Below are 23,243 nucleotides of genomic sequence, written 5' to 3'. Positions count from 1 at the left end.
TGTGCGAATCGGCGATGTCTATTGATGCATCCCGAACATAAAACGAGGACTTACCGTAGGGTTTGAATCCATCCAAATTGTGTGTAAAACCTCACATCCCTCCTTCTGAAGCAGTCATGTTGCTTTACAATTAAAGCATGGTTCATTTTTCTCAAAAAACAAGTTTTTTATCCTAAATTATGAGAGCAATAGCACAATCTGAGTGAATGAATAATATCGCGACACTTCGAACACTCAATAGTGAAAAGCTAAATTGCATCTTTATTGATTAGGTCTAGACTCTGCGAAGCGTATACTTTCTTTCGTCCCTTCCCCCAGCAACAGGAGAGCTTGTTAATGACCAAACGCGAGAGAATTGTGAAATCTGTGTTGGCGCACGTACCGAAAGATGCGATTAACCAGTTTGTCTCTCGAGGGTCAACACCATTTTCTGTTCTCATTATGGCCGCCATTGTGGGTACGTTGGCTGGTTTTGTCGGTACGTATTTCGAGCTTGCCGTTCATTTCGTTTCTGAAACACGAACAGAATGGTTAAGAAGCGAAATTGGTAATGTTCTACCGTTGTGGCTGGCAGCGGTTCTCATTAGCGCACTTTTAGCTTTTATTGGCTATTTTCTTGTGCACCGCTTTGCGCCAGAAGCGGCAGGTTCTGGTATTCCTGAAATCGAAGGGGCAATGGATAATATTCGTCCAGTGCGCTGGTGGCGAGTTCTACCAGTAAAATTCTTCGGCGGCATGGGCGCACTTGGCTCAGGTATGGTGCTGGGTCGTGAAGGCCCAACCGTTCAAATGGGTGGTGCTGTAGGTCGAATGGTGACCGATATATTCCGGGTAAAGGATGACGATACCCGCCACTCCCTGCTCGCTTCTGGTGCTGCTGGCGGTTTGGCTGCGGCTTTTAATGCCCCACTCGCAGGCATTATGTTCGTTGTGGAGGAAATGCGACCTCAGTTTCGCTACTCTTTGATCTCAATTCGCGCAGTGATCATTTCTGCCATTATGGCGAACATAGTGTTTCGCGCCATCAACGGGCAAGACGCCGTTATCACTATGCCGCAATACCAGTCGCCAGAGCTTCAAACCCTATGGCTGTTTTTATTGCTTGGCGCATTGTTTGGCGTGTTTGGCGTGATCTTCAATAAACTGATTACCGTGGCACAAGACAGTTTTGTCGCAATTCACAAAAACGATCGTAAGCGCTACTTGATTGTAGGTTCGTTACTGGGAGGCGTGTTTGGCTTGCTTCTTTTGTACGTACCCCAACTAACTGGTGGTGGTATCGGCCTTATTCCTGACATTACTAACGGTAACTACTCGGTATCCATTTTAGTTTTGCTTTTCTTTGGTCGTGTAATTACAACCCTGCTCTGTTTTGGTTCTGGTGCGCCGGGAGGCATCTTTGCACCTATGCTTGCTCTGGGAACCTTATTTGGCTATGCGTTCGGAGCAAGTGCTGATGTCTTACTCCCTGCGCTTGATATCGAGCCTGGTGTATTTGCGATTGCGGGCATGGGTGCCCTGTTTGCAGCAACGGTACGTGCACCGATTACAGGTATTCTGTTAGTGATTGAAATGACGAATAACTACTACTTAATCCTGCCATTGATCATTACTTGTTTGGGCGCTGTGATTATTGCTCAATTGTTGGGTGGACAACCTATTTACAGCCAGCTGCTGCATCGCACAATCAAAAACGAAAAGTTACGCCAACAGGATCTACCGGAGAATCAATCAACATAACATTCTCTTTGTTATCACTTCGCTCCAGACTATCGAAGGGTTTGGAGCGATAAACTCTGCATTTTTACATCTTTTCCCAAATATTCGATACCAAACTCACAAAATTATCATTCTCTGATATTTGCTCACCACCTTTCATGAGAAACCCCTCTCCATACTTGTTAGTATTCGCTACTTAAATAGAGCATTTCATCCAAATCGTCATGTTTCGTTTCATTCAGGCAAAAATCAAATGGAGTAGATTTGAACTGGAGAAGACTTGTGCAGTTTTATAGTGTCCCGCCGTCTCAAGCCGCGTTGGCACTAGGTATGATAGGTTTAGGGCAAGCTTGGGCACTCTATGTTCCTGAGATTGGTGAACCGATACGCCCATTTTTGGCGTCACTCGGCGCACTTTTACTCGCCCCTGTACTCATAAAATATGCCGCTAATCCACGATTATTCATGGTCGACATTCGTCACCCGCTGAGTGGTAGTTTAATGGCACCAATGAGTATGGCGTTACTGATCCTTGCAGATTATCTTGCCGCTGTAGCGCCTATCATCGCTTATCCACTTTGGTTTATGGCGCTTTTGCTGCATTTTACTATGATGGTGCTGTTTTTTAGCTTTCAGCTAATGAACTTTAAAATGTCCAATATCGTACCGAGTTGGTTTCTTTATCCGGTGGGGCTGATCAGTAGTTCACTAGCCGGTTCTCAACTAGGTCACAACTTATTCTCCGAAACGTTAGCGATGATGTGCATCGGCATTTATTTCTTCATGCTGCCACTCGTGTTGTATCGTTTAGTGTTTTTCGGCTCTCTACCAAGGCGAGCAAGACCGACCCTCGCGATTATGGCCGCGCCGGTAAACTTGTCATTAGCAGCATACTTGGTGAACTTTCCCTTACCAGATCCGATACTGACAGGCGCATTGGCCGGGATCGCCATCACTATGACGTTATTGATCTACTTATGTTACTTCCGCTTACTTCGCTTGAAGTTTCAACCTTCTATCGCGGCAGTAACCTTTCCTTCCGTGATCAGCGCCATCGCAATGCATCGCTTAACCTCTTTTTTTGCCGAATCGCACCCTCACTGGCACTGGCTACACGACTTTGGTTTTCTAGAGCTCAGTATCGCGACTGTATTGGTTGTTTGGGTATCGGCAGGTTACGTCAAAATGTATTGGCCAGAAATCATGAAGTCATTTTCTAAACAAGCATAAAAAAGGATGGCGTTTGCCATCCTCTTAGAATAGTGCTTGGTTACCTAACGTAAACCGTGCAGAAACTCGGCACGCGTTGCTGGGTTGCTTTTGAAGATACCGCCCAATGCTGTTGTCGTGGTTTCGCTGGTTGCATCCATCACACCGCGAGATTTCACGCAGTAGTGTGTTGCGTCAATCGTCACTGCCACATCATCGGACTCAAGCAACGTTTGAAGTGCAACAAGAATTTGCTGAGTCATACGCTCTTGAACTTGTGGACGCTGGGCAAAGAAGCGAACGATACGGTTGATCTTTGATAGGCCAATGATCTTGCCACGTGGAATGTAAGCCACTGCAGCCTTGCCATCAATGGTCACAAGGTGGTGTTCACAAGTGCTGGTCACCGTGATGTCCTTCACGCGAACCATCTCGCTCACGTTCATCTTGTTCTCAATCACCGTGATTTTAGGAAAGTTGGAGTAATCCAGACCAGAGAAGATTTCGTCAACGTACATCTTAGCAATGCGGTGAGGGGTTTCTTCTAGGCTATCGTCAGTGAGGTCAAGTTGAAGTAGACCTAAGATCTCACGCATGTGGTGTTCGATCTTCTCTTTCTTCTCTTCACGACTTACGTTGTTTGGACGCATTGGCGTTTCCAAACCGCGTTGCTCTAGCGCTTCTTTTACTAACTTCGCTGACTCGCTAAGACCTGACATTCCACTTCCTCTTTTGTTTTACTTCAGCCTTCGTACAAACCCAATCAAAATTGCATTCATACTTTTCGCTTTGAGTTGCTCAGTTCGTGTCTTTACACCAAGTCACATCAGATGAAGGTACTGAGCTGATTTTCTTGAGCTCCGCAGGTTTTTTACCCCTTTTGGATGGCTGACAAGGATACTCGGATTTTTGAATAATTACACCCATATTTTATAGGTGGACATTCTTACTCAGTCCCCTTTTATGGTAAAGTTGCCACAAAACAAAAGAACACAGGATTTTCTCAATGGGCTGCTGCGACGCACCTGGCTTGATGCCAATTGAAGAAGCGATGGACAAAATGTTATCGCGAATCAAACCTATCCAAACAACGCTTTCTCTTCCACTTGCTGAAGCACTCGGTTTTGTACTGGCAGAAGATATCTTGTCTCCTATCCACGTACCGCCATTCGATAACTCAGCAATGGATGGCTACGCTATTCGCATTCAAGATCTTGAGTCATCTTCTGTATTGCCTCTGGCAGGTAAATCATTTGCAGGACAACCTTTTGAAGGTGAATGGCCTCAAGGTACCTGTGTTCGCATCATGACTGGCGCAAAAATCCCACAGGGTTGTAATGCCGTTATCATGCAAGAAAACACAGAAGTGACGGATGCTGGCATTCAGTTCAACCAAACTGACGTGAAGCCGCAAAACAACATCCGCCCAACGGGTGACGACATCAAACAAGGCGATATCGTACTGGCAAAAGGTGCACGTTTGACACCTCGCGATATTCCGATGATTGCGTCTCTTGGTGTCAGCCATGTGACTGTAGTACGTAAGCCAAAAGTTGCGTTCTTCTCTACTGGTGACGAGCTTAAACCACTGGGCGAACCGCTAGACGAAGGTCAGATCTACGACAGCAACCGTTACGGTATTAAACCGCTTATCGAGAACTTCGGTTGTGAAGCCGTTGATCTGGGCATCATTCCAGATTGCCCAGAGACTCTAAAAGCAACCTTTGAACAAGCGCAAACATTGGCAGATGTGGTCGTGACCTCAGGCGGTGTCAGTGTGGGCGAAGCGGATTACACCAAAGACATTCTTGAAGAACTTGGTGAAATCGGTTTCTGGAAGCTAGCAATCAAGCCGGGTAAACCTTTCGCGTTTGGTAAGCTAAGCACTGCTTGGTTCTGTGGCCTGCCGGGTAACCCGGTTTCTGCAGTTCTGACTATGTATGTGCTTGTTCAACCAATGCTGGCAAAACTTGCAGGCCATACAGAATGGAAAGCACCCGAATCTATTCCAGCAGCAACTAAAACCGCCTTTAAGAAAGCGCCAGGTCGTACCGATTACCAACGTGGTATCTACACATTGGAAGATGGCAAGTTTGTGGTTGAAACAACGGGCAACCAAAGCTCTGGTGCGTTCCGCTCAATGAGCCTAGCGAACTGCTTTGTTGTATTGGAACGTGAACGCGGCCGAGTTGAAGTGGGCGAAACGGTTCAGATTCAACTATTCAACTCAACCCTTTACTAGGAAGTCGTTGTGGATATTCTTTCCGATCAGGAAATGCTGCGTTACAACCGCCAAATCATTCTTCGTCAGTTTGACTTTGAAGGACAAGAAGCACTCAAACAAGCATCAGTATTGATGCTTGGTGCTGGCGGTTTAGGCTGTGCATCAAGCCAATATTTGGCCACTGCTGGTGTCGGTAAAGTTACGCTGATTGATGATGATATCGTCGAGTTGTCTAATCTTCAGCGCCAAGTTCTGCACCACGATGCGGATATTGGTCGTAAGAAGGTCGAATCGGCTGCTGATGCACTACGCGAACTTAACCCGTACATTATCGTAGATACCATCGAAAAACGTCTTGATGATACAGAGCTAAAAAGCTTGATCGAAAAGCACACAATTGTTGTCGATGCATCAGATAACGTCGATACGCGCAATCAACTTAACCGCCTATGTTTTGCGACCAAAACACCGCTAATTTCAGGCGCGGCTATTCGTATGGAAGGCCAAGTGAGCGTGTTTACTTATGATGACCCAGCGCAACCATGTTACCAGTGCTTAAGTGCCCTCTTCGGCAGCGGTGCGTTAAGTTGTGTCGAAGCCGGAGTCATGGCTCCTGTTGTGGGTATTGTTGGCGCAGTACAGGCGATGGAAGCGATCAAAGTGATTGCTGATTACGGCCAACCAAAGAAAGGCAAAATTCTGATTTTGGACGCGCTCAGCATGTCTTGGCGAGAAATGAATCTGATGAAAATGCCCACCTGTCCGGTTTGTAGTTAGTTCTAAACCTCTAATCATTCCCAAAAAGCCCAACTCGATGTTGGGCTTTTTCTCATTTTGACAATCAGATTTACAACCCTTCTTCTTACAAATATTAAATCAATAAAATTCAACAACTTAAAACTTGGCACATTCCTTTCATTGCATATATCACGAACCAATGAGAGGGCGAATTATGAAAAGGACATCACTACTACTTGGGTCTCTAATAGCGAGCGCTTACGCACAAGCGGCGCCATTTGATACGTGCCCAAGCCAAGCATACCTGTTCCAATCAACCCCGGTTCAAATCTATGGCGTCAATTTGGTTACAGGCTCTACGACTCTTTTAGAGGACGACACAGGTTTGGCTTCGGGCATCAACGGTGTAGGCTTTAACTTCACTGACCGTTATATCTACGGCTACGACACCACAAACAAAAAGATTGTTCGTCTTGGTAAAGACTTCCAAGCAGAGACGCTTGATGTTTCGGGCCTTCCTACCGACCACACGTTTTACGTAGGTGACGTTTACAACCACGTCTACTACTTGTACCGCAAAGGCAAAGGACTTTTCTCCATTGACCTTTCTCCGCTCGATTCTGATCCAAATGCGACATTGAGCATCGTGAAAATTAGCTCAACAGCGACAGTGAACCTAACCGACTTTGCATTCCATCCAGGTGATGGCTCCCTTTACGGCATCGACAACAACTCTGGTGTGCTATATCAGTTCAACCCATCAAACGGTAGCGCAACTGCGATAGGTGACACAGGTGAGAAAGGCACATTTGGTGCTGGCTACTTCGATGTAAACGGCAACTACTACGTGTCACGTAACCAAGATGGCAAAATCTATCGCGTTGACCTTTCGGAAGGTAACGCAGCCAATATCGCAGCAGGTATCGTTCCTGCGGTTGAGTTTGTATCCAACGGTCCAAGCTCAAGCCAAAATGACGGTGCACGTTGTGCAAATGCTCCCGTGATTGACGAAGACGAGCCAATTGATTTTGGTGATGCTCCAGACAGCTATCACACCACGCTTGCGTCAAACGGTCCTCGCCACGAAGTGGACGGTGTAACTTGGCTTGGTTCTGTTGCTCCAGATGGTGATGCAGACGGTCAGGCAAACGACAACTCTGTTGGCACCGCTGATGAAGATGGTGTTGGTTTTGTATCCGCACTTGACCCAGGCTTAAGTTCAATTGTGAATGTGACGGCTTCTACTTCTGGCTACCTATCAGCATGGTTTGACTGGAACCGCGATGGTGACTTTGATGATGAAGGCGAACAAGTCTTTACTGACCAATTACTGTCTGCGGGTAATAATCCCCTACCGTTTGTCGTTTCAACCGCTGCAACGGAAGGTTCAAGCTGGAGTCGATTCCGCTTTAGCCAACAAACCGGATTAAACTACGATGGTGGTTCGACATCTGGTGAGGTGGAAGATTACCCAATTACCATCACTGGTAATGGCTACTCAGTGGAATATTTCCCGAGTGCAGAAGATTACGCCACCGTGGCTTATGAAGATAATTGGCCATACACCGCAGACTACGACATGAACGATGTGGTCGTGAAATTCCGCATCACTGAAACCAGTCTTGCTGGTCATGTTGAGAATATCCAGATTACAGGTGACCTAGCGGCCTACGGCGCAAGTTACAAAAATGGCTTCGCAATCCGACTACCGGGTGTATTGAGAAGCTCGATTGAAAACGGATTAACAACGCTATCCTTCAATGGTGTAGAACAAGCATCTAATGGTTTGGAAAGTATTTCTGATGAAGCCATTTTCATCATCAGTGAAGACTTAAGCACACACGCGGCTAGCAGCTGTAGCTACTTCCGTACCGAGTCTGGCTGTGATGATAACGTTTCACTCACCTTTACCTTGAATGTGTACTTCACTGAAGGATCTGACCGTTCAGCCATTCAAGCCATGCCATACGACCCGTTCATCTTCGCAACGCCGGGGACTTACCATGGCGACGGGATTACCTTCCAACCAGGTCGTAAATGGGAAGTTCACTTAGCAGACCAAGCACCAACAGAACAGTTTGATGACCAAAACCTCTTCGGTGTCGGCGTCGATGCAAGTGACCCTGCGCAAGGTGTGTACTTCAAAACAGCAAACAACTTACCTTGGGCACTGTTGATAGTAGAAGATTGGGATTGGCCGCTAGAGCGTGTAGACATGGTCGATGCATACCCTCAATTCCAAACTTGGGCTGAGTCTGGTGGCGAACGAAGCACAGATTGGCACACCGCTCCAACACCTAACAAATGCTACATTCCATAGGGAGATAACATTATGAAAGCACTTATCACAATCATCATGGGATTAGCACTAACAGCTTGTGGCGGTGGCGGCGGAGGTGGTAACAGTACACCACCTTCACCAACCCAAACCACCGTTGCAGAGGAAGACACAACCCAGCAGGAAGAAATAACCGTAGAAGAGACTACCGTAACTGTAGAAAATGCAACCATGCAGGACCTAGTAGTACCGGATGGCTTTAGCTACAACCCAGTGACGGAGGGTACGCTCAATGTAGACATCAGTGGTTTCTCTTCACAACGTGCACACCTAAGCGTGTACAAAGAGTTTGTCGAGAACAGTTCAGGTAACTACGATGCAAAATATCCAAGCAAAGTCGCATCGGTTCCACTCAACAACGGTACAGCAAACGTCGACTTTAATGTTTCTGATAGCCAAGGTAGCCTACTTGTTGAAATTTGGTTCTATGACGGCAGTGACCCAATTCAGAAAGTGATTACTTCTGGAGACAACACTTGGACCATGTAACTAGATAGATTGAAGGCATAGCGAAAGCGACCTTTCATCATAAATCTTCAATCTCAAGCTTAAAAATCGCATCGTTCTTTTGAACATGCGATTTTTTTGTTGTAAAACAGTAAGATTATCCACCTAGCAAACTAAAGACAATGCAAGCACTGATTAGTACTGATGAACTCAATAGCCTTCTCGGCCAACCTAACGTCAAGCTCCTCGACGCTAGTATTGCGTTTCAAATCCCTTCTGAAGGCAAAAAGATTCAAGATAAGTGGATTCCAAATACTTTACGCTTTGATTACGACAATGACTTTTGCTTACCCGGTTCTTCTCTGCCGCATATGATGCCAACAGAAGAAGGCTTCAACCAAAATGCGAAACAACTCGGTTTGAACAACGAAGATTTGATTGTGGTTTACGACAACTCTGGCACTTTAGCCGCGCCAAGAGCTTGGTGGATGTTCAAAGCTATGGGACATGATAATGTTCGAGTCTTAAACGGCGGTCTTCCTGCTTGGATTGAAGCCGGATTTCCTGTCGAAAGTGCCCTATCGCAACCAAGCGAAGAAGGCAACTTTGCGGGCAAGCTCAACCAAAATGCCTTTTTGAGTGCACAAGATGTTCTTGCTCATTCAACCAATAAAAGTGCCAATATCATCGATGCCAGAGCCAAAGCTCGCTTCCTTGGTGAAGTGCCTGAGCCACGAGAAGGTCTACGTAGTGGGCACATTCCAAATTCGGTTTGCTTACCGTTTCAAGAACTCTTGACCAACGGTCACATTAAACCAAATTCAGAGTTGCAACAGATATTTAGCGCACTAACGATAGATAGTGACAATTCGATTATTTTTAGTTGCGGTTCCGGTGTAACCGCATGCATTTTATTACTCGCGGCGTATCAAATTGGTCTGGACAACCTGTCGGTGTACGACGGTTCTTGGACCGAATGGGGTGCAGACCACTCTCTACCTATCGAGTGTTAAGACAAGTGTCTGTTTAACAAAGTATCTTACGTTTATCTAAAGATGATGTGTTCCAATAAACTAAACGCAGCTTCTAAACCAAACTTGTCATTTCGAAATAGAAACTGGCTATGAGTGATTTGTCCCTCCTCATAGCCTGACTACATCAAAAGCCGACTATTTCCGTTAGCGTTCAGATGTCGCGTTACCGTGCATTTGCTCATCTAAGTTGAGCACGGTTAATGCGTTGCTAACGCTCGTGGCGATCACGTCTATCGCTCCAGTTCTTAATGCTCCGAGTAGAGCGAGTGGCTTGCTGTTCTCAGCTGCGATCGCAATAACTTCCGAGATCGGCCGAAACTCTTCAATACCAAGTCCAATTACTCGGTCACTCATTACCGTGTTCGCTACATTACCGTGAATATCAAAGAAGTCATAACCTGCAAAATCCCCTACCACACCTTGTTGAAGTCTCGACTGAACCACTTCATCAGGCGTAAACCAACCTAAGTCGACCATGTAACTGTTTTCGCTCATGTCACCAATACCAACCAAAGCAACATCGGCTTTACGTGCTAGGTCGAGCGTTTGTTTCACGGTTGCATTTTGCATGAAGGCCAACTTCTGTTCTCTATTTTCTGCGTATGCCGGCGCATAAAGGGTTTCAGAGGTCCCCCCATATTTCTTCGCCAACTGACGACAAATATGGTCGGCGTTATACATACCGCCACGCGGGTGAATACCACCAATACCACACACAAATTTACAGTCACGCGGCGTAATAACACCAATATGGTGAGCGACAGACGACACGTTGCGCCCTTGTCCGACCGTCACCACCATGCCGTTTTTGAGCGTGCTAGTGAGATAATTGGACACCAATCCCGATACCTGTAGTCGTTGCGCTTCTTCATTCGGTTGATCAAGAGCAACAAGCGCGCGCTTAACGCCGAATCGCTCGATCAAACGTTGTTCGATCTTGGCGCTGAACACCGGATGATATTTAACGGTAATTTCAACAATGCCTTCATCACGCGCCTGCTTGAGCATTCGCCCAACCTTTGCGCGTGATATGGCAAATTTTCTCGATATCTCTTCCTGAGTCGCACCGTCTTGATAATACGCGACGGAAATCTCTGTCAACAAATCCGTGTTTTCAATGGAAATATCTTGATTAGAACTGCTCATGGTTTCTCTCGCCCTTTAAGAGGATCGATATTGTATGCAATAAGTGAACATATGCTCATTGACTTAGCATATGTTATTTATCAATTTAAACGCTACATTTGCTCATCGCAATAACATTTTCTCACTACAATTTTTTACCCTAGCGTACAACGCTCAAGCTTTGAACAATAAGGGCAAACGTTTATTTGGGTTAACCACTAAACACACAGTAAAAAAACGTTGATGAAGTTCACTATAAGTCCATTTCAGCGATTGACTTTCAGCATAGATAGGATAAATATGGACACATCATTTACTCAGCTATCGATCAAATGTTCATAGCATTTGTTCGGTAACGAAATTTTCCGTAGTTGGCTGAGCAGATGTCTCATTAAATGCGATGAGACGGTTAGCTAACTCGCTTGCAAATGCACAAGCTGTGATAACAAAAATCACGCTTAAGCCCATTTAAATAGGATGATCGATTATGAGCAACAAGTTAGAGCAACTTCGTAAACTAACGACTGTAGTAGCAGACACTGGCGAGATTGATGCAATTAAAAAGTATCAGCCAGAAGACGCAACGACTAACCCTTCTCTTATCCTTAAAGCCGCTCAAATCGCAGAGTACGCACCTCTAATCGATGCTTCAATCGAATACGCTAAAGCACAGAGCAACGACAAAGCTCAACAAGTTCAAGATACTTGTGACATGCTTGCAGTAAACATCGGTAAAGAAATCCTAAAAACTATCCCAGGTCGTATCTCTACAGAAGTAGACGCTCGTCTATCTTACGATATGGAAGGCAGCGTAGCGAAAGCTCGTCAACTAGTGAAAATGTACAACGATGCTGGCATCACTAACGACCGTATCCTTATCAAACTGGCTTCAACTTGGGAAGGCATTCGCGCAGCTGAGATCCTAGAAAAAGAAGGCATCAACTGTAACCTAACGCTTCTATTCTCGTTCGCTCAAGCACGTGCTTGTGCAGAAGCGGGTGTATTCCTAATCTCGCCATTCGTTGGTCGTATCATGGACTGGTACAAAGCGAAAGAAGGCCGTGACTTCGAAGCTCAAGAAGATCCAGGCGTACTATCTGTAACTAAGATCTACAACTACTACAAAGAATACGGCTACAAAACTGTAGTTATGGGCGCAAGCTTCCGTAATATCGGTGAGATCTTAGAACTAGCTGGTTGTGACCGTCTAACTATCGCTCCTGCTCTACTTGCAGAACTAGAAGCAGCTGAAGGTGAAGTAGTTGAGAAACTAGTTGATTCTAAAGGCGCAGCTGAGCGTCCAGCACCAATGACTCACGCTGAATTCCTATGGGAACATAACCAAGACCCAATGGCTGTTGAGAAGCTGGCTGAAGGTATCCGCAACTTCGCCGTTGACCAAGGCAAACTAGAAGCGATGATCGAAGCTAAGCTTTAATTGCTTACCAAAAGCGAGTAGCCCGTCTACTCGCTTTTACCATCAGCACTATTTTCAAAAAATTCTATTTGAACTTGTTTCGGCGAGTTCCCTCTATTTAAATCAAATATCGAGAAGTAATCACTATGGATCGTAAACATCTAGCAAATGCAATCCGTGCGCTAAGCATGGATGGTGTTCAACAAGCTAACTCTGGTCACCCAGGTGCACCTATGGGTATGGCTGACATCGCTGAAGTTCTTTGGCGCTCTCATCTAAACCACAACCCATCAAACCCTGAGTGGGCAGACCGCGACCGTTTCGTACTGTCTAACGGCCACGGCTCAATGCTGATTTACTCTCTACTGCACCTTGCAGGTTACGAGTTGTCTATCGACGATCTGAAAAACTTCCGTCAGCTTCACTCTAAAACTCCTGGTCACCCAGAGTACGGTTACGCGCCAGGTATCGAGACCACAACGGGTCCGCTAGGTCAAGGCATCACTAACGCGGTTGGTATGGCTCTAGCTGAAAAAGCGCTAGCAGCGCAATTCAACAAAGAAGGCCACGACATCGTTGACCACTTCACTTACGTGTTCATGGGCGACGGCTGTCTGATGGAAGGTATTTCGCACGAGGCATGTTCTCTTGCAGGTACTCTAGGTCTAGGCAAGCTGATTGCATTCTGGGATGACAACGGCATCTCTATCGACGGTCACGTTGAAGGTTGGTTCTCTGACGACACACCTAAGCGTTTCGAAGCTTACGGTTGGCACGTAATCCCTGCAGTCGATGGTCACGATGCTGACGCAATCAACGCAGCAATTGAAGCGGCGAAAGCGGATCCACGTCCTACACTTATCTGTACTAAGACTATCATCGGTTTTGGTTCACCAAACAAATCTGGTTCACACGATTGTCACGGTGCGCCACTAGGCGCTGAAGAAATTGCAGCAACACGCAAAGAACTAGGTTGGGAGCACGGTCCTTTTGAAATTCCGCAAGAAGTCTACGCAGAATGGTCAGCGAAAGAAACAGGCGCAGCTAAGGAAGCAGCGTGGAACGAGAAATTTGCAGCTTATGAAGCAGCGTACCCTGAGCTGGCAGCTGAATTTAAACGCCGCGTAAACGGTGAGCTTCCTGCACAGTGGGAAGAGAAAGCAAGCCAAATCATTGCTGATCTTCAAGCTAACCCAGCAAACATTGCATCACGTAAAGCGTCTCAAAATGCTCTAGAAGCATTTGGTGCTCTACTACCAGAGTTCATGGGTGGCTCTGCTGACCTAGCACCTTCTAACCTAACAATGTGGTCTGGTTCTAAGTCTCTAGAAGCAAGCGACTTCTCTGGTAACTACATCCACTACGGCGTACGTGAATTCGGTATGACAGCGATCATGAACGGTATCGCGCTACACGGTGGTTTCGTTCCTTACGGCGCAACATTCCTAATGTTCATGGAGTACGCACGTAACGCAATGCGTATGGCTGCGCTGATGAAAATTCAGAACATCCAAGTGTACACGCATGACTCTATCGGTCTTGGCGAAGATGGTCCAACTCACCAACCAGTTGAGCAAATGGCATCGCTACGCCTAACACCAAACATGAGCACATGGCGTCCATGTGACCAAGTTGAGTCCGCTGTAGCTTGGAAACTAGCGATTGAACGTAAAGATGCACCGACAGCACTTATCTTCTCTCGTCAAAACCTTGCGCAACAAGAGCGCACAGCAGAACAAGTAGCAGACATCGCGAAAGGTGCTTACATTCTGAAAGATTGCGAAGGCAAGCCAGAGCTAATCCTTATCGCAACAGGTTCTGAAGTTGAACTAGCAGTAGAAGCAGCAGCACAGCTAACTGCTGAAGGTAAGAAAGTACGCGTTGTTTCAATGCCATCAACAGACGCATTCGACAAACAAGATGCCGCTTACCGTGAAGCTGTACTGCCATCAGACGTAACAGCGCGTATCGCAATTGAAGCAGGTATTGCTGACTTCTGGTACAAGTACGTAGGCTTCGACGGTCGCATCATTGGTATGACTTCATTCGGTGAATCTGCACCAGCCGGCGAACTATTCAAAATGTTTGGTTTCACGACTGAAAACGTAGTGAACACAGCAAAAGAGCTACTCGCGTAATTGCAGTAAAAAGATAATCAGTTTTCTCTATTGCGAATGTGAAAACTGAAAAGCCCCACCAGCAATGGCGGGGCTTTCTTTTATCTGGCTCCTATTCGCATAAACGCAGCCAGGACATAAACATCACAACTTTCGTTAGGACTATTTGTCTTCAAATCGAAGTGCGAGCTGATAGAAATCTTGTACTTGGTCTTTCAACTGTCGGCTGTTTTGTTCAACTGAATGTGTTGCTGCCAAGTTTTGTTCTGCGGTCGAAGCGATAGAATGAATGTGCTGGTTTACATCACTAGATAGCTTTAACTGGTTATTCGCCGCTTCTGCTACATCAACCATCAGCCCACTCATGGTTTGCATCATCTGTTCAACTTCAGACAAACGCAACGCACTTTGTTCTGCTACTTGAGAACAGGCATCGGTTTGCTCTTTGTTTGCCAGAATATCTTTCTGCCAACTTTGAATCGTTGCCAACATAGTGGAGATAGAAGCTTGGATTTGTTCAGTTGCATTGGATGTACGCCCAGAAAGCGCGCGGACCTCATCAGCTACAACAGCAAAACCACGACCTTGCTCCCCTGCCCTTGCTGCTTCAATCGCCGCGTTAAGTGCCAGTAAATTGGTTTGCTCTGCGATTCCACCAATCTCTTCCATCAAATGGTTCACCTTCTGCGCCTGATCACTCAGTTGATACGTCGTTTCCGTCGCTTTTTCAGCTTGAAGACTTAATTGCGCTAGATTGGTGTGCGTTTGATCGATGGTCTCCTTCGCCATCAAGCATGACTTCAATGTATCATCAATCAACATATGGGCATCATTGGTACTCGAAGAAACCGAATTTGCCGACAACTCCACCTCTTGGGTAGCATCTCGCACACGATGAATATCGGTATTTTGCTGATTTAATGCAGCCGAGACTTCTGCCGTTGTTTGACTGAGCTCTTCGGCGCAATGCTGCAAAGGCAATGCGGAGTCAGTCATTCTTCCTAACACGGTTCGAATTCTTGCGGATAGCATTTTGATATGGAAATCGGCAATCGAAAATGCCGTGTTACCGGAATAGATCAAGCGACTTACGCTGTCATATTGCTTTTGTAACTTTTTAAGTTGCTGAGGTGTATCAATTAACTCTTGGCGGAATAACAGAGCCAGAACACTTGCAGGTAACGCACTTGCAAGCCAAGCCAACGGCCCTTCAACAGACAACGCATATGCGGTTGCAGGTGCGGTTAGTGCACCAAGTAGAATCGCATAGCGAATGGTTTCATTGATTTTCAACGACCAAGTTCGACCAGACTTCTCTGCAGCACGCATGCTTTTGTAGGCTTTTGTCGCAATATCAACCCACTCTCGCTTTGGTTTCACGCGCACTGATTGATACCCAACAACATGGTTGTCTTCGTAGATAGGGGTGACATAAGCATCAACCCAATAGTAACCGCCAGACTTAGTGGCATTCTTAACCATTCCACGCCAGGCTTTACCTTGTTTAAGGCGTGCCCACATATCACCGAAAGCGGCTTTAGGCATATCATTATGACGAACTATATTATGGTTCTGACCGACAAGTTCTTCGTGAGTGTATTCAGCAACGCGGCAAAAGGCTTCATTACAATATGTAATAACACCTTGTAAGTTCGTTGTTGAGACGAGTTCCTCAGACTCCCTCACGAGAGTTTCTTGAGCTTTATGAGAAATATTGGCTGACATAGACGAAACTTCTTTAGTTTTTATTGATTTTCGGCAAGATATATACAGGATTTTTATTTTTATTACAAAAAGTTAGATAAAAAGTCTTATCAAATCGACATTTTTATTGTGGGAATTCACATTATCGATAAAAACATAAAGAAGAGATTGTTGATTTGAGCTAATAAACAAACCCGACACGATAGGCCGGGTTATATATTAAGACTTAATTAAGCGGTTTGTGATTCTGGCTTTTTATTCGTTTTTAACGCAAACATCGCGATAACGAGTAACACAAATGGAAGAACATACAAATTAAGATTCTGCCAACCTACGGTAGACTCAAGCCAACCAGATAGTAATGCGGTGATGGTGACACAACTGAACACGAAGAATTCATTAAACGCTTGAGCCTTGCTTCTGTTTTTCGCTTCATAGCTTTGACTAAACAGCCCAGTTGCTGCGATAAACATAAAGTTCCACCCTATTCCTAACAGGATTAAAGCAAGACTAAAATGCCAGATAGACACTCCATGTATATTAATTCCAATACAAGCAACAAATAGCAATCCACCCGCCAAAATCATATTCTTAGCGCCAAACCGCTCTATCAGACGGCCCGTGACAAACGCAGGAGCAAACATACCCAACACGTGCCATTCGATCACTCCCGCCGCTTTATCAAAATCAAAGCCACAACCAATCATCGCTAAAGGAGTTGCTGTCATTAAAATGTTCATCACCGCGTACGCAACCATTGCCGCGATAACTGCTAGCATGAAATTAGGTCGACGAATAATCAGTCTCAGCTTATCCGCCTTAGCGTGTAGCGCCTGCGTGTGTGCAGGTGGAAAACGAATGGTTTGTAGCACAACCAACGCAGTTATATAAAGCACGACAAGCACAGCAAATGCACTAATGTATAAGCCATCACCTGACCACTGCTGTGAGTACACCGCCAAATTAGGTCCAAGGATCGCCGCTAACACCCCACCCGCCATAGATATCGAAATCGCCCTATGCCTTGCCGACTCTTCACACACTTCAATGGCAGCAAACCTGTATAGAGTACCGAAACCTATACCAACACCAAGCAAAAACGTAGACATGCAGAACAGATAGAAGTTTTGTTGACTTAATGCATACGTCGCTAGGCTAGCACCCAAAATGCCAATGACATTACCAAGGCTAAAACCAAGGCGACGCCCTAACTTGCCCATAATTAGCGACGCGGGAATTGTCGCGGCCATCAGTCCCAAAAACTGCAGTGCAACTGGTAATGTGATAAAACTTGATGACGGCGCAAGTGTTTTGCCAATAAGGGCAATAACAGATATGAGTAAAATATTCCCTGTCATTAATAAGGCTTGGCAGAGGGATAGAAGCCATACATTACGATTCAATTCCAAATTCCTTTTGGTTACAACGTATACAGATAACATATAGGAAAGCAGAAGCAATAGAAAGATATGAGAGTAATTCTCAACAAAAAGAGCCAGAGGCATAGTACCTCTGGCTCTTCACTATTCACTTTTAAAAAAGTTTTTCTGTTGAGCTTACTTGTTGCGGCGCGCTTTTACTGCATCAGAAAGCTGACGAAGTACCGTTTCCGTATCTTCCCAACCAATACATGCATCAGTAATCGACTGACCATAAGTGGCTGCTTTACCATCCACTAAGTCTTGGCGACCTTCAACTAAATGAGACTCGATCATCACTCCAAAAATGGCTTCTTCGCCAGCAGAGATTTGCTCGGATACATCATCAGACACCAGCATTTGACGCTTGAACTGCTTCGAGCTGTTAGCATGGCTAAAATCAATCATCACTTTTTTCGGCAGACCTGCAGTGTCCAGCTCATCTTTAATTTGAGCTACATGTGCTGCACTGTAGTTTGGTTCTTTACCGCCACGTAGAATAATATGGCAGTCTGGATTACCAGCGGTTTCTACGATCGCGGAATGACCGTATTTTGTCACTGAAAGGAAGTGATGGGAAGCGCTTGCAGAACGAATCGCGTCGCTCGCTATTTTAATATTCCCGTCAGTACCGTTTTTGAAACCTACAGGACAAGAAAGACCAGAAGCTAGCTCGCGGTGAACCTGAGATTCTGTCGTACGAGCACCGATAGCGCCCCAACTGATCAAATCCGCCACGTACTGAGGTGTGATCATATCTAAGAATTCACTTGCCGTTGGCAAGCCCATATCGGTTAGATCAAGAAGAAGTTTACGTCCGATACGTAGACCATCATTTAGCTTATAGGTGTCATTTAAGTAAGGGTCATTGATAAGGCCTTTCCAACCAACGGTTGTACGCGGCTTTTCAAAATAAACTCGCATAACAACCTCAAGCTGCTCGCCCAGTTCATCACGTAGTACTTTTAGCTTTTTACCGTACTCAACCGCGGCAGCCGGATCGTGAATAGAACACGGGCCAACGATCACGAGTAATCGATCGTCTTTTCCTTCAAGAATATTGTGAATGGCGTTACGGCAATCAAAAGTGGTCGAAGAAGCGGTTTCAGTCGCTGGGAACTTCTCTAATACTGCAACAGGTGGCAATAACTCTTTTACTCTATTTATTCTTACATCATCAGTTTGAAACATTACTTCTACTTCCTGGTTTTATTTCCGACCCCATTTTTACCAACTGAACTCATTGCAACATTGTTCACAAAGCGAGCAGCATCAAGGGCTGTGGTCATTTTCTGTCTAGCGTTTAAGTAACTTATCGGCTTAGGCGTAGACTTGCAATCAGTTTTTGCAAATAAATGCAAATAAAAACCACCTGTTAACCACCACGCACAATGTAAAGTAAAGTTTACGAAAAAAGTTCAAAATAATCATCAATTTTCTTATGCACCAAAAAATCTTTACTACAATGTAAGAAATATCAGAAGTTTGTGAGGTATTTTTGGGTAGTAAATGTTGATCAAGTTCAAATATATTGTTGCTTGATATGAAACGATTAGAATATTAAACTAATTTCTTATAAACGCTGGTTTTTTCTAATTTTTTGATAAAACGAAGTAGAAGTTAATATGCAATCAATACAAGGAAACATTATGAACAAAGTAGCAATTGCAGTAGCAGCAGTGGTAGCTGGTAGTAGCGCGCTTTTAAACTCTGCTCAAGCTGAAATGTACATCGGGGGCAAAGTGGGCATGACTACACTTGACGACGCTTGCTATCTAAATAGCCCTTGTGATGATGAAGCGTTCGGTGCAGGACTACATATCGGTTATGACTTTACCGATATCATTGGGCTAGAGTACGGCGTAGACTTCTTAGGCGACTACAAAGCTAACTCGATGTCAGGGGCTAACACGGTTAATACGATTGACGGCAATCTAACGGCTTTAACACTTGCACCTAAATTCAACTGGCACTTAAACGACTCTTGGAATCTGTTTGCTAAGATCGGTGGTGCTTACATGATGTCTGATGACGAAACAGACTTTGTCCCAACAGGTTCTTTGGGGGCTGAATACTCGATCGATAGAAACTGGAGTGTTCGCGCTGAATACCAACGCTACCAAGACATGTCTGACGACGTGTGGGACGACATGGATGCTAACTTCTTTGGTATCGGTGTTAACTACAAATTTGCAGCAGCTCCAGTTGTTGCAGCAGTTGTAACGGAAGAAGTGATCGAGCCAGATCCAGAACCAGTGATGATGAGCAAGGTGCACAAAGAAGAGTACGGTACAGGTACGTTTGAATTCGATAGTGCTAAGTTAACAGAGTCCGTTTCTGAACGTCTGGACAACTTTGTTTCATTCTTGAACGAATATCCTCAAGCTCAAGTAGAGATTACTGGTTACACGGATAGCTCAGGCCCTGCGGCATACAACCAAAAACTGTCTGAGCGTCGTGCTCAATCTGTTGCTGATTACCTAACCGCAGCTGGCATTGGTTCAGATCGTTTGACAGTTAAAGGTATGGGTGAAGAAAACCCAGTTGCTGACAACAGCACTCGCGAAGGTCGTGAGAAAAACCGTCGCGTAGAAGTTGTGGTACCTTCATTTGAATACCAAGAGCTAGTTCAACCAGAATAAGCATCTATGATTCATGATCGATGATGTGGTAAAAATTAATGGGGTGCATTTGCACCCCATTTTGATCTCATATTAAGGGATATTGCCACTATGGTTTTGGGAAAAAGATCAACTCATTATCTTGCACCATAACGCAATCCATACCAGCTGCATGCGCCGCTCGCTTCCCCAACTCAGTATCCTCGAACACAAGACACTGTGACGCCTCCAAGTCGAGTTGTTCCGCGGCCACCAAAAAGGTATCTGGAAAGGGTTTATGGTTCTCTACATCACTCGCGGTTACTACAACATCCAACTTGTCTAATAAACCTGCATGACTTAATAAGCGCATGGCACTTTCTCGTTGGCTGCCAGTCCCGACTGCAATTTTCTTATGGCCTAAATATTCCTCTAACACGATGTTCGTGCAAGGAATAACGTCACCATGAAGCTCCATAGCAGCGAATGTTTCCATTTTAAATGTCGCGACAGTTTTAGGATCTAACGAAAGCTCATGCACACGATTTAGTTCCTCAACAATTTTAAAGCTCGGCATCCCTCCCAAACTGTGAAACCATTCCTGGCAAAACGGAAAATCAAAACGCTCAGCAGTTGCTTGCCAAGCTGCCAAGTGGGCTGGCATGGTATCGATTAGAGTACCATCCATATCAAATATGAATCCCTCATAGGGTCTAAAATCAATCGTGCTCATGTCTTTTCTTCTATTTGTGCATCTGTAATGTTAATTTATCAGCTCTTTCAATCGTCCTTACCGGCATTTACTTATCATGCTCAAAATTTCGAACTCCGTCACAATTCAAGAGTGGGAAATTCAATTATCCCCAATTAGAGCTCAAGGAAATGGTGGCCAGAACGTTAACAAGGTAGCGTCCGCTATACACCTGCGCTTTGATATCCGGAATTCCAGCTTACCTGACTTTTACAAAGAGCGATTACTTGCACTTTCTGATAGTCGTATAAGTAAAGATGGCGTGATCATCATCAAAGCGCAACAATTTCGGACACAAGAACAAAATAAGGAAGACGCCCTAAATCGGCTTCAAGCATTGATAAAAGCTGCCGCTTTACAGGAGAAGAAGCGTATTAAAACGAAACCAACCCGCGCTTCTCAACGCCGACGACTTGATACAAAAAACAAGCACGGAGCGAAAAAACAGCAACGTAAAAAAGTGCTGTATTAGTGCATGTCGTTTTCTCGACATGTTAGTTGAACAACGTTTGCTAGCCCTTGGAAATCTCATTGGATTTCTCTTTTTAGTTACTTATTCAGGAAACAACAATATGACTATTAGGCAAAAACTCTACTTCCTCGGAGTTATCGCCATTTTAGGCATCGTGGCCCTTTTGGGTACGTCATCCCATTTTGAAAATAAGAGCAATGACCTTAATCACGCCATCAAACTCGTTGGTGATCTAGAAATACGCTTACTCAACTTACGCAGAAATGAAAAAGATTTCCTACTACGTAGTAATGACAAATATCTAAATAAGTTTGACGCCAATGTTGACAAGTTTACAGACACAGAAAAAGAGCTTGCGAATATACTCAAGAGTAATGAATTACCTTCCAGTCAACAATTTAAGCAAGACTTGCTCGCATACCAAAGGGGCTTTCAGAATCTGGTCAGCGCTTACCAACGATACGGGCTTGATTCAAAGAGTGGGCTTCTCGCTGGTTACGAACAAGCACTATTAGAAGCAAAACAACGTTCAGACCACCAGCAGTTATTGGCATTAGTCCGTTTTGACTCTGCGGTAAAAGCAGGACTATTCAATAGTGACTTGCTTGAGGGGCAATATGCTCCTGAGCTTATCAAAACAGGTAAGCAATTGGCGGCCCAAAAGCAAGTTGTTGGGGTTGCTTATGACAAAGGCCTACTCGGTGAAACTCGCGCATTATCTCATGCCGTAGAAGAGCAATTTGAAACCTTTTCCACAGCCCTTAGCTCTGCTGCCGCACAACGTGATGAACAAATGTCGACCATCAAGCAGGTCATTACAGCTCTGATCTTAGTCGTTATTTTCGCATTGATTTGGCAAATTTCACGTTCAATCAATACGCGAGTGAATAGCTTACTTGGCACCATTCGAAGTATCAGCGAAACGAACAATATGGGACTTCGATCTGATTTGAAAGGTCAAGACGAGCTATTTGATATCAGTCATCACCTCAATGACCTATTGGATAAGCTTGAGCATCTAATTAGTAGTACCCAAGAAAAATCGGCGCAACTCACTGCAAGTACCGATAATATGCATCGTGAGTTAGAAGGCGTTATGGAGCAATTCCACACTCAAACTGACCACACTGCATCAATGGCGACGGCAGTTCAGCAAATGGTTGCCACAATAGGTGAAATCTCTGAAAGCACATCAGTTGCGGTAGAAGGCGTACATCAGGCAGCGAATAATGCCGAACAAGGTCGAGGAGTTGTTGAGGCGACGGTAACCAACATCGGTCAACTAACCACGATTTTATCAAACAGCCAGCAGTCGATTGGCTCGCTGAATCAGCATGTAGATAAAATTGGTGGTGCCGTGAACATCATCCAAGAAATTGCAGAGCAAACCAACCTACTAGCTCTCAACGCAGCAATTGAAGCCGCGCGAGCAGGCGAACAAGGCCGCGGGTTTGCAGTTGTCGCCGATGAAGTACGCGCCCTAGCTAGCCGAACTCATCAATCCACTGAGGAAATCACGCGGGTCGTTGCAGATATTCAAACTCAAATGTCTACAGTTGTTGCTGATATTGATCAATGTAACGCTCAAGGGCAACAAACACTTAATGCTTCTGAAAAACTGGATTCTAGCCTACAGCAGATCATCACTGACATGCATTCAATTCAAGGTAATTCGGAGCGCATAGCTTCAGCAATTGAAGAACAAGGTATCGTTATGAACCAAGTTAGCGGTTCAATCACCGAGCTAAACGCAATATCTGAGAATAACATGCAATCCGCTCAGGAATGCTTGCATGAAGTGAACTCTGTCTCTGCTCAAGCTCATGATATGGATGAAGCCGTTGCACAATTCAAAACTGCGCTAAAATAACCCTTTTTCAAAATAGAAAGCCCGAGGCAATCATTGCTTCGGGCTTTTTTCAATTGTCAC

Annotated in this window: 18 protein-coding genes; 12 read left to right on the top strand and 6 right to left on the bottom strand. The window is 45.0% G+C overall.

Annotation, left to right across the window (positions count from 1 at the left end; all coding sequences use genetic code 11):
* Positions 1-336 precede the first annotated feature (336 nt).
* Complete coding sequence (gene clcA, locus R7Z41_RS07360) at positions 337-1,740, top strand: H(+)/Cl(-) exchange transporter ClcA (RefSeq protein ID WP_005373473.1); 1,404 nt, start codon at positions 337-339, stop codon at positions 1,738-1,740.
* A gap of 261 nt (positions 1,741-2,001) precedes the next feature.
* A complete protein-coding gene (locus R7Z41_RS07355; protein ID WP_005373475.1) occupies positions 2,002-2,949 on the top strand; it encodes a TDT family transporter in 948 nt (315 codons plus the stop codon).
* Positions 2,950-2,993: 44 nt separating this feature from the next.
* Here R7Z41_RS07355 and folE read toward each other — a convergent pair whose 3' ends face one another.
* Positions 2,994-3,647, bottom strand: coding sequence for a GTP cyclohydrolase I FolE (gene folE / locus R7Z41_RS07350; protein WP_005373478.1), 654 nt, complete (start codon positions 3,645-3,647; stop codon positions 2,994-2,996).
* 287 nt (positions 3,648-3,934) lie between these two features.
* Here folE and moeA point away from each other — a divergent pair, with 287 nt between their 5' ends.
* The 5 genes from moeA to R7Z41_RS07325 all read left to right on the top strand — a co-directional run bounded on the left by moeA (position 3,935) and on the right by R7Z41_RS07325 (position 9,688).
* On the top strand, positions 3,935-5,170 hold the full coding sequence (gene moeA, locus R7Z41_RS07345) for a molybdopterin molybdotransferase MoeA (protein WP_047101238.1): 1,236 nt from the start codon (positions 3,935-3,937) through the stop codon (positions 5,168-5,170).
* Positions 5,171-5,179: 9 nt separating this feature from the next.
* Entirely contained in the window at positions 5,180-5,929 is a 750-nt protein-coding gene (gene moeB, locus R7Z41_RS07340) for a molybdopterin-synthase adenylyltransferase MoeB (RefSeq protein WP_047101236.1), read from the top strand.
* Between the two features lie 175 nt (positions 5,930-6,104).
* Positions 6,105-8,210 carry an LruC domain-containing protein gene (locus R7Z41_RS07335; RefSeq protein ID WP_206970304.1) on the top strand — a complete coding sequence of 702 codons (2,106 nt, stop codon included), beginning with the start codon at positions 6,105-6,107 and terminating at the stop codon, positions 8,208-8,210.
* A gap of 12 nt (positions 8,211-8,222) precedes the next feature.
* Positions 8,223-8,717, top strand: a complete 495-nt coding sequence (locus R7Z41_RS07330) for a hypothetical protein (RefSeq protein WP_054701851.1) — start codon at positions 8,223-8,225, stop codon at positions 8,715-8,717.
* Positions 8,718-8,857: 140 nt separating this feature from the next.
* Positions 8,858-9,688, top strand: a complete 831-nt coding sequence (locus R7Z41_RS07325; RefSeq protein ID WP_054701847.1) for a sulfurtransferase — start codon at positions 8,858-8,860, stop codon at positions 9,686-9,688.
* 165 nt (positions 9,689-9,853) lie between these two features.
* Here the strand turns inward: R7Z41_RS07325 and R7Z41_RS07320 are convergent, their stop codons facing one another.
* Positions 9,854-10,855, bottom strand: coding sequence for a sugar-binding transcriptional regulator (locus R7Z41_RS07320; protein ID WP_005387670.1), 1,002 nt, complete (start codon positions 10,853-10,855; stop codon positions 9,854-9,856).
* Positions 10,856-11,321: 466 nt separating this feature from the next.
* Here R7Z41_RS07320 and tal point away from each other — a divergent pair, with 466 nt between their 5' ends.
* A complete protein-coding gene (gene tal, locus R7Z41_RS07315; RefSeq protein ID WP_005373488.1) occupies positions 11,322-12,272 on the top strand; it encodes a transaldolase in 951 nt (316 codons plus the stop codon).
* Between the two features lie 125 nt (positions 12,273-12,397).
* The gene (gene tkt / locus R7Z41_RS07310) at positions 12,398-14,389 is read left to right on the top strand and encodes a transketolase (protein WP_042522667.1); all 1,992 of its coding nucleotides are present in this window, start codon (positions 12,398-12,400) and stop codon (positions 14,387-14,389) included.
* Between the two features lie 141 nt (positions 14,390-14,530).
* On the opposite strand, the gene R7Z41_RS07305 is transcribed toward tkt, so the two are convergent.
* From R7Z41_RS07305 to aroG, 3 genes are all read right to left on the bottom strand, one after another.
* Positions 14,531-16,093, bottom strand: a complete 1,563-nt coding sequence (locus tag R7Z41_RS07305) for a methyl-accepting chemotaxis protein (protein ID WP_065275191.1) — start codon at positions 16,091-16,093, stop codon at positions 14,531-14,533.
* 209 nt (positions 16,094-16,302) lie between these two features.
* Positions 16,303-17,475, bottom strand: a complete 1,173-nt coding sequence (locus R7Z41_RS07300) for an MFS transporter (protein WP_025767923.1) — start codon at positions 17,473-17,475, stop codon at positions 16,303-16,305.
* Positions 17,476-17,628: 153 nt separating this feature from the next.
* Positions 17,629-18,681: a 3-deoxy-7-phosphoheptulonate synthase AroG gene (aroG, locus tag R7Z41_RS07295; protein WP_017635200.1), complete on the bottom strand. Its 1,053-nt coding sequence runs from the start codon at positions 18,679-18,681 to the stop codon at positions 17,629-17,631.
* Positions 18,682-19,139: 458 nt separating this feature from the next.
* Here aroG and R7Z41_RS07290 point away from each other — a divergent pair, with 458 nt between their 5' ends.
* The gene (locus tag R7Z41_RS07290) at positions 19,140-20,132 is read left to right on the top strand and encodes an OmpA family protein (protein WP_017819897.1); all 993 of its coding nucleotides are present in this window, start codon (positions 19,140-19,142) and stop codon (positions 20,130-20,132) included.
* A gap of 88 nt (positions 20,133-20,220) precedes the next feature.
* Here the strand turns inward: R7Z41_RS07290 and R7Z41_RS07285 are convergent, their stop codons facing one another.
* A complete protein-coding gene (locus R7Z41_RS07285) occupies positions 20,221-20,823 on the bottom strand; it encodes a beta-phosphoglucomutase family hydrolase (RefSeq protein WP_017819896.1) in 603 nt (200 codons plus the stop codon).
* A 76-nt stretch (positions 20,824-20,899) separates the two neighbouring features.
* Between R7Z41_RS07285 and arfB the strand changes: the two genes are divergently transcribed.
* Complete coding sequence (arfB, locus tag R7Z41_RS07280) at positions 20,900-21,313, top strand: alternative ribosome rescue aminoacyl-tRNA hydrolase ArfB (RefSeq protein WP_005389036.1); 414 nt, start codon at positions 20,900-20,902, stop codon at positions 21,311-21,313.
* Positions 21,314-21,413: 100 nt separating this feature from the next.
* Entirely contained in the window at positions 21,414-23,183 is a 1,770-nt protein-coding gene (locus R7Z41_RS07275; RefSeq protein ID WP_017819895.1) for a methyl-accepting chemotaxis protein, read from the top strand.
* The last annotated feature ends 60 nt before the right edge of the window (positions 23,184-23,243 follow it).

It is taken from the genome of Vibrio sp. 1457, assembly GCF_033340195.1.
Classification (GTDB): Bacteria; Pseudomonadota; Gammaproteobacteria; order Enterobacterales; family Vibrionaceae; genus Vibrio; species Vibrio alginolyticus.
The sequence above is the reverse complement of the archived record's forward strand: the minus strand, read 5'-3'. Positions and strand labels throughout refer to the sequence as shown.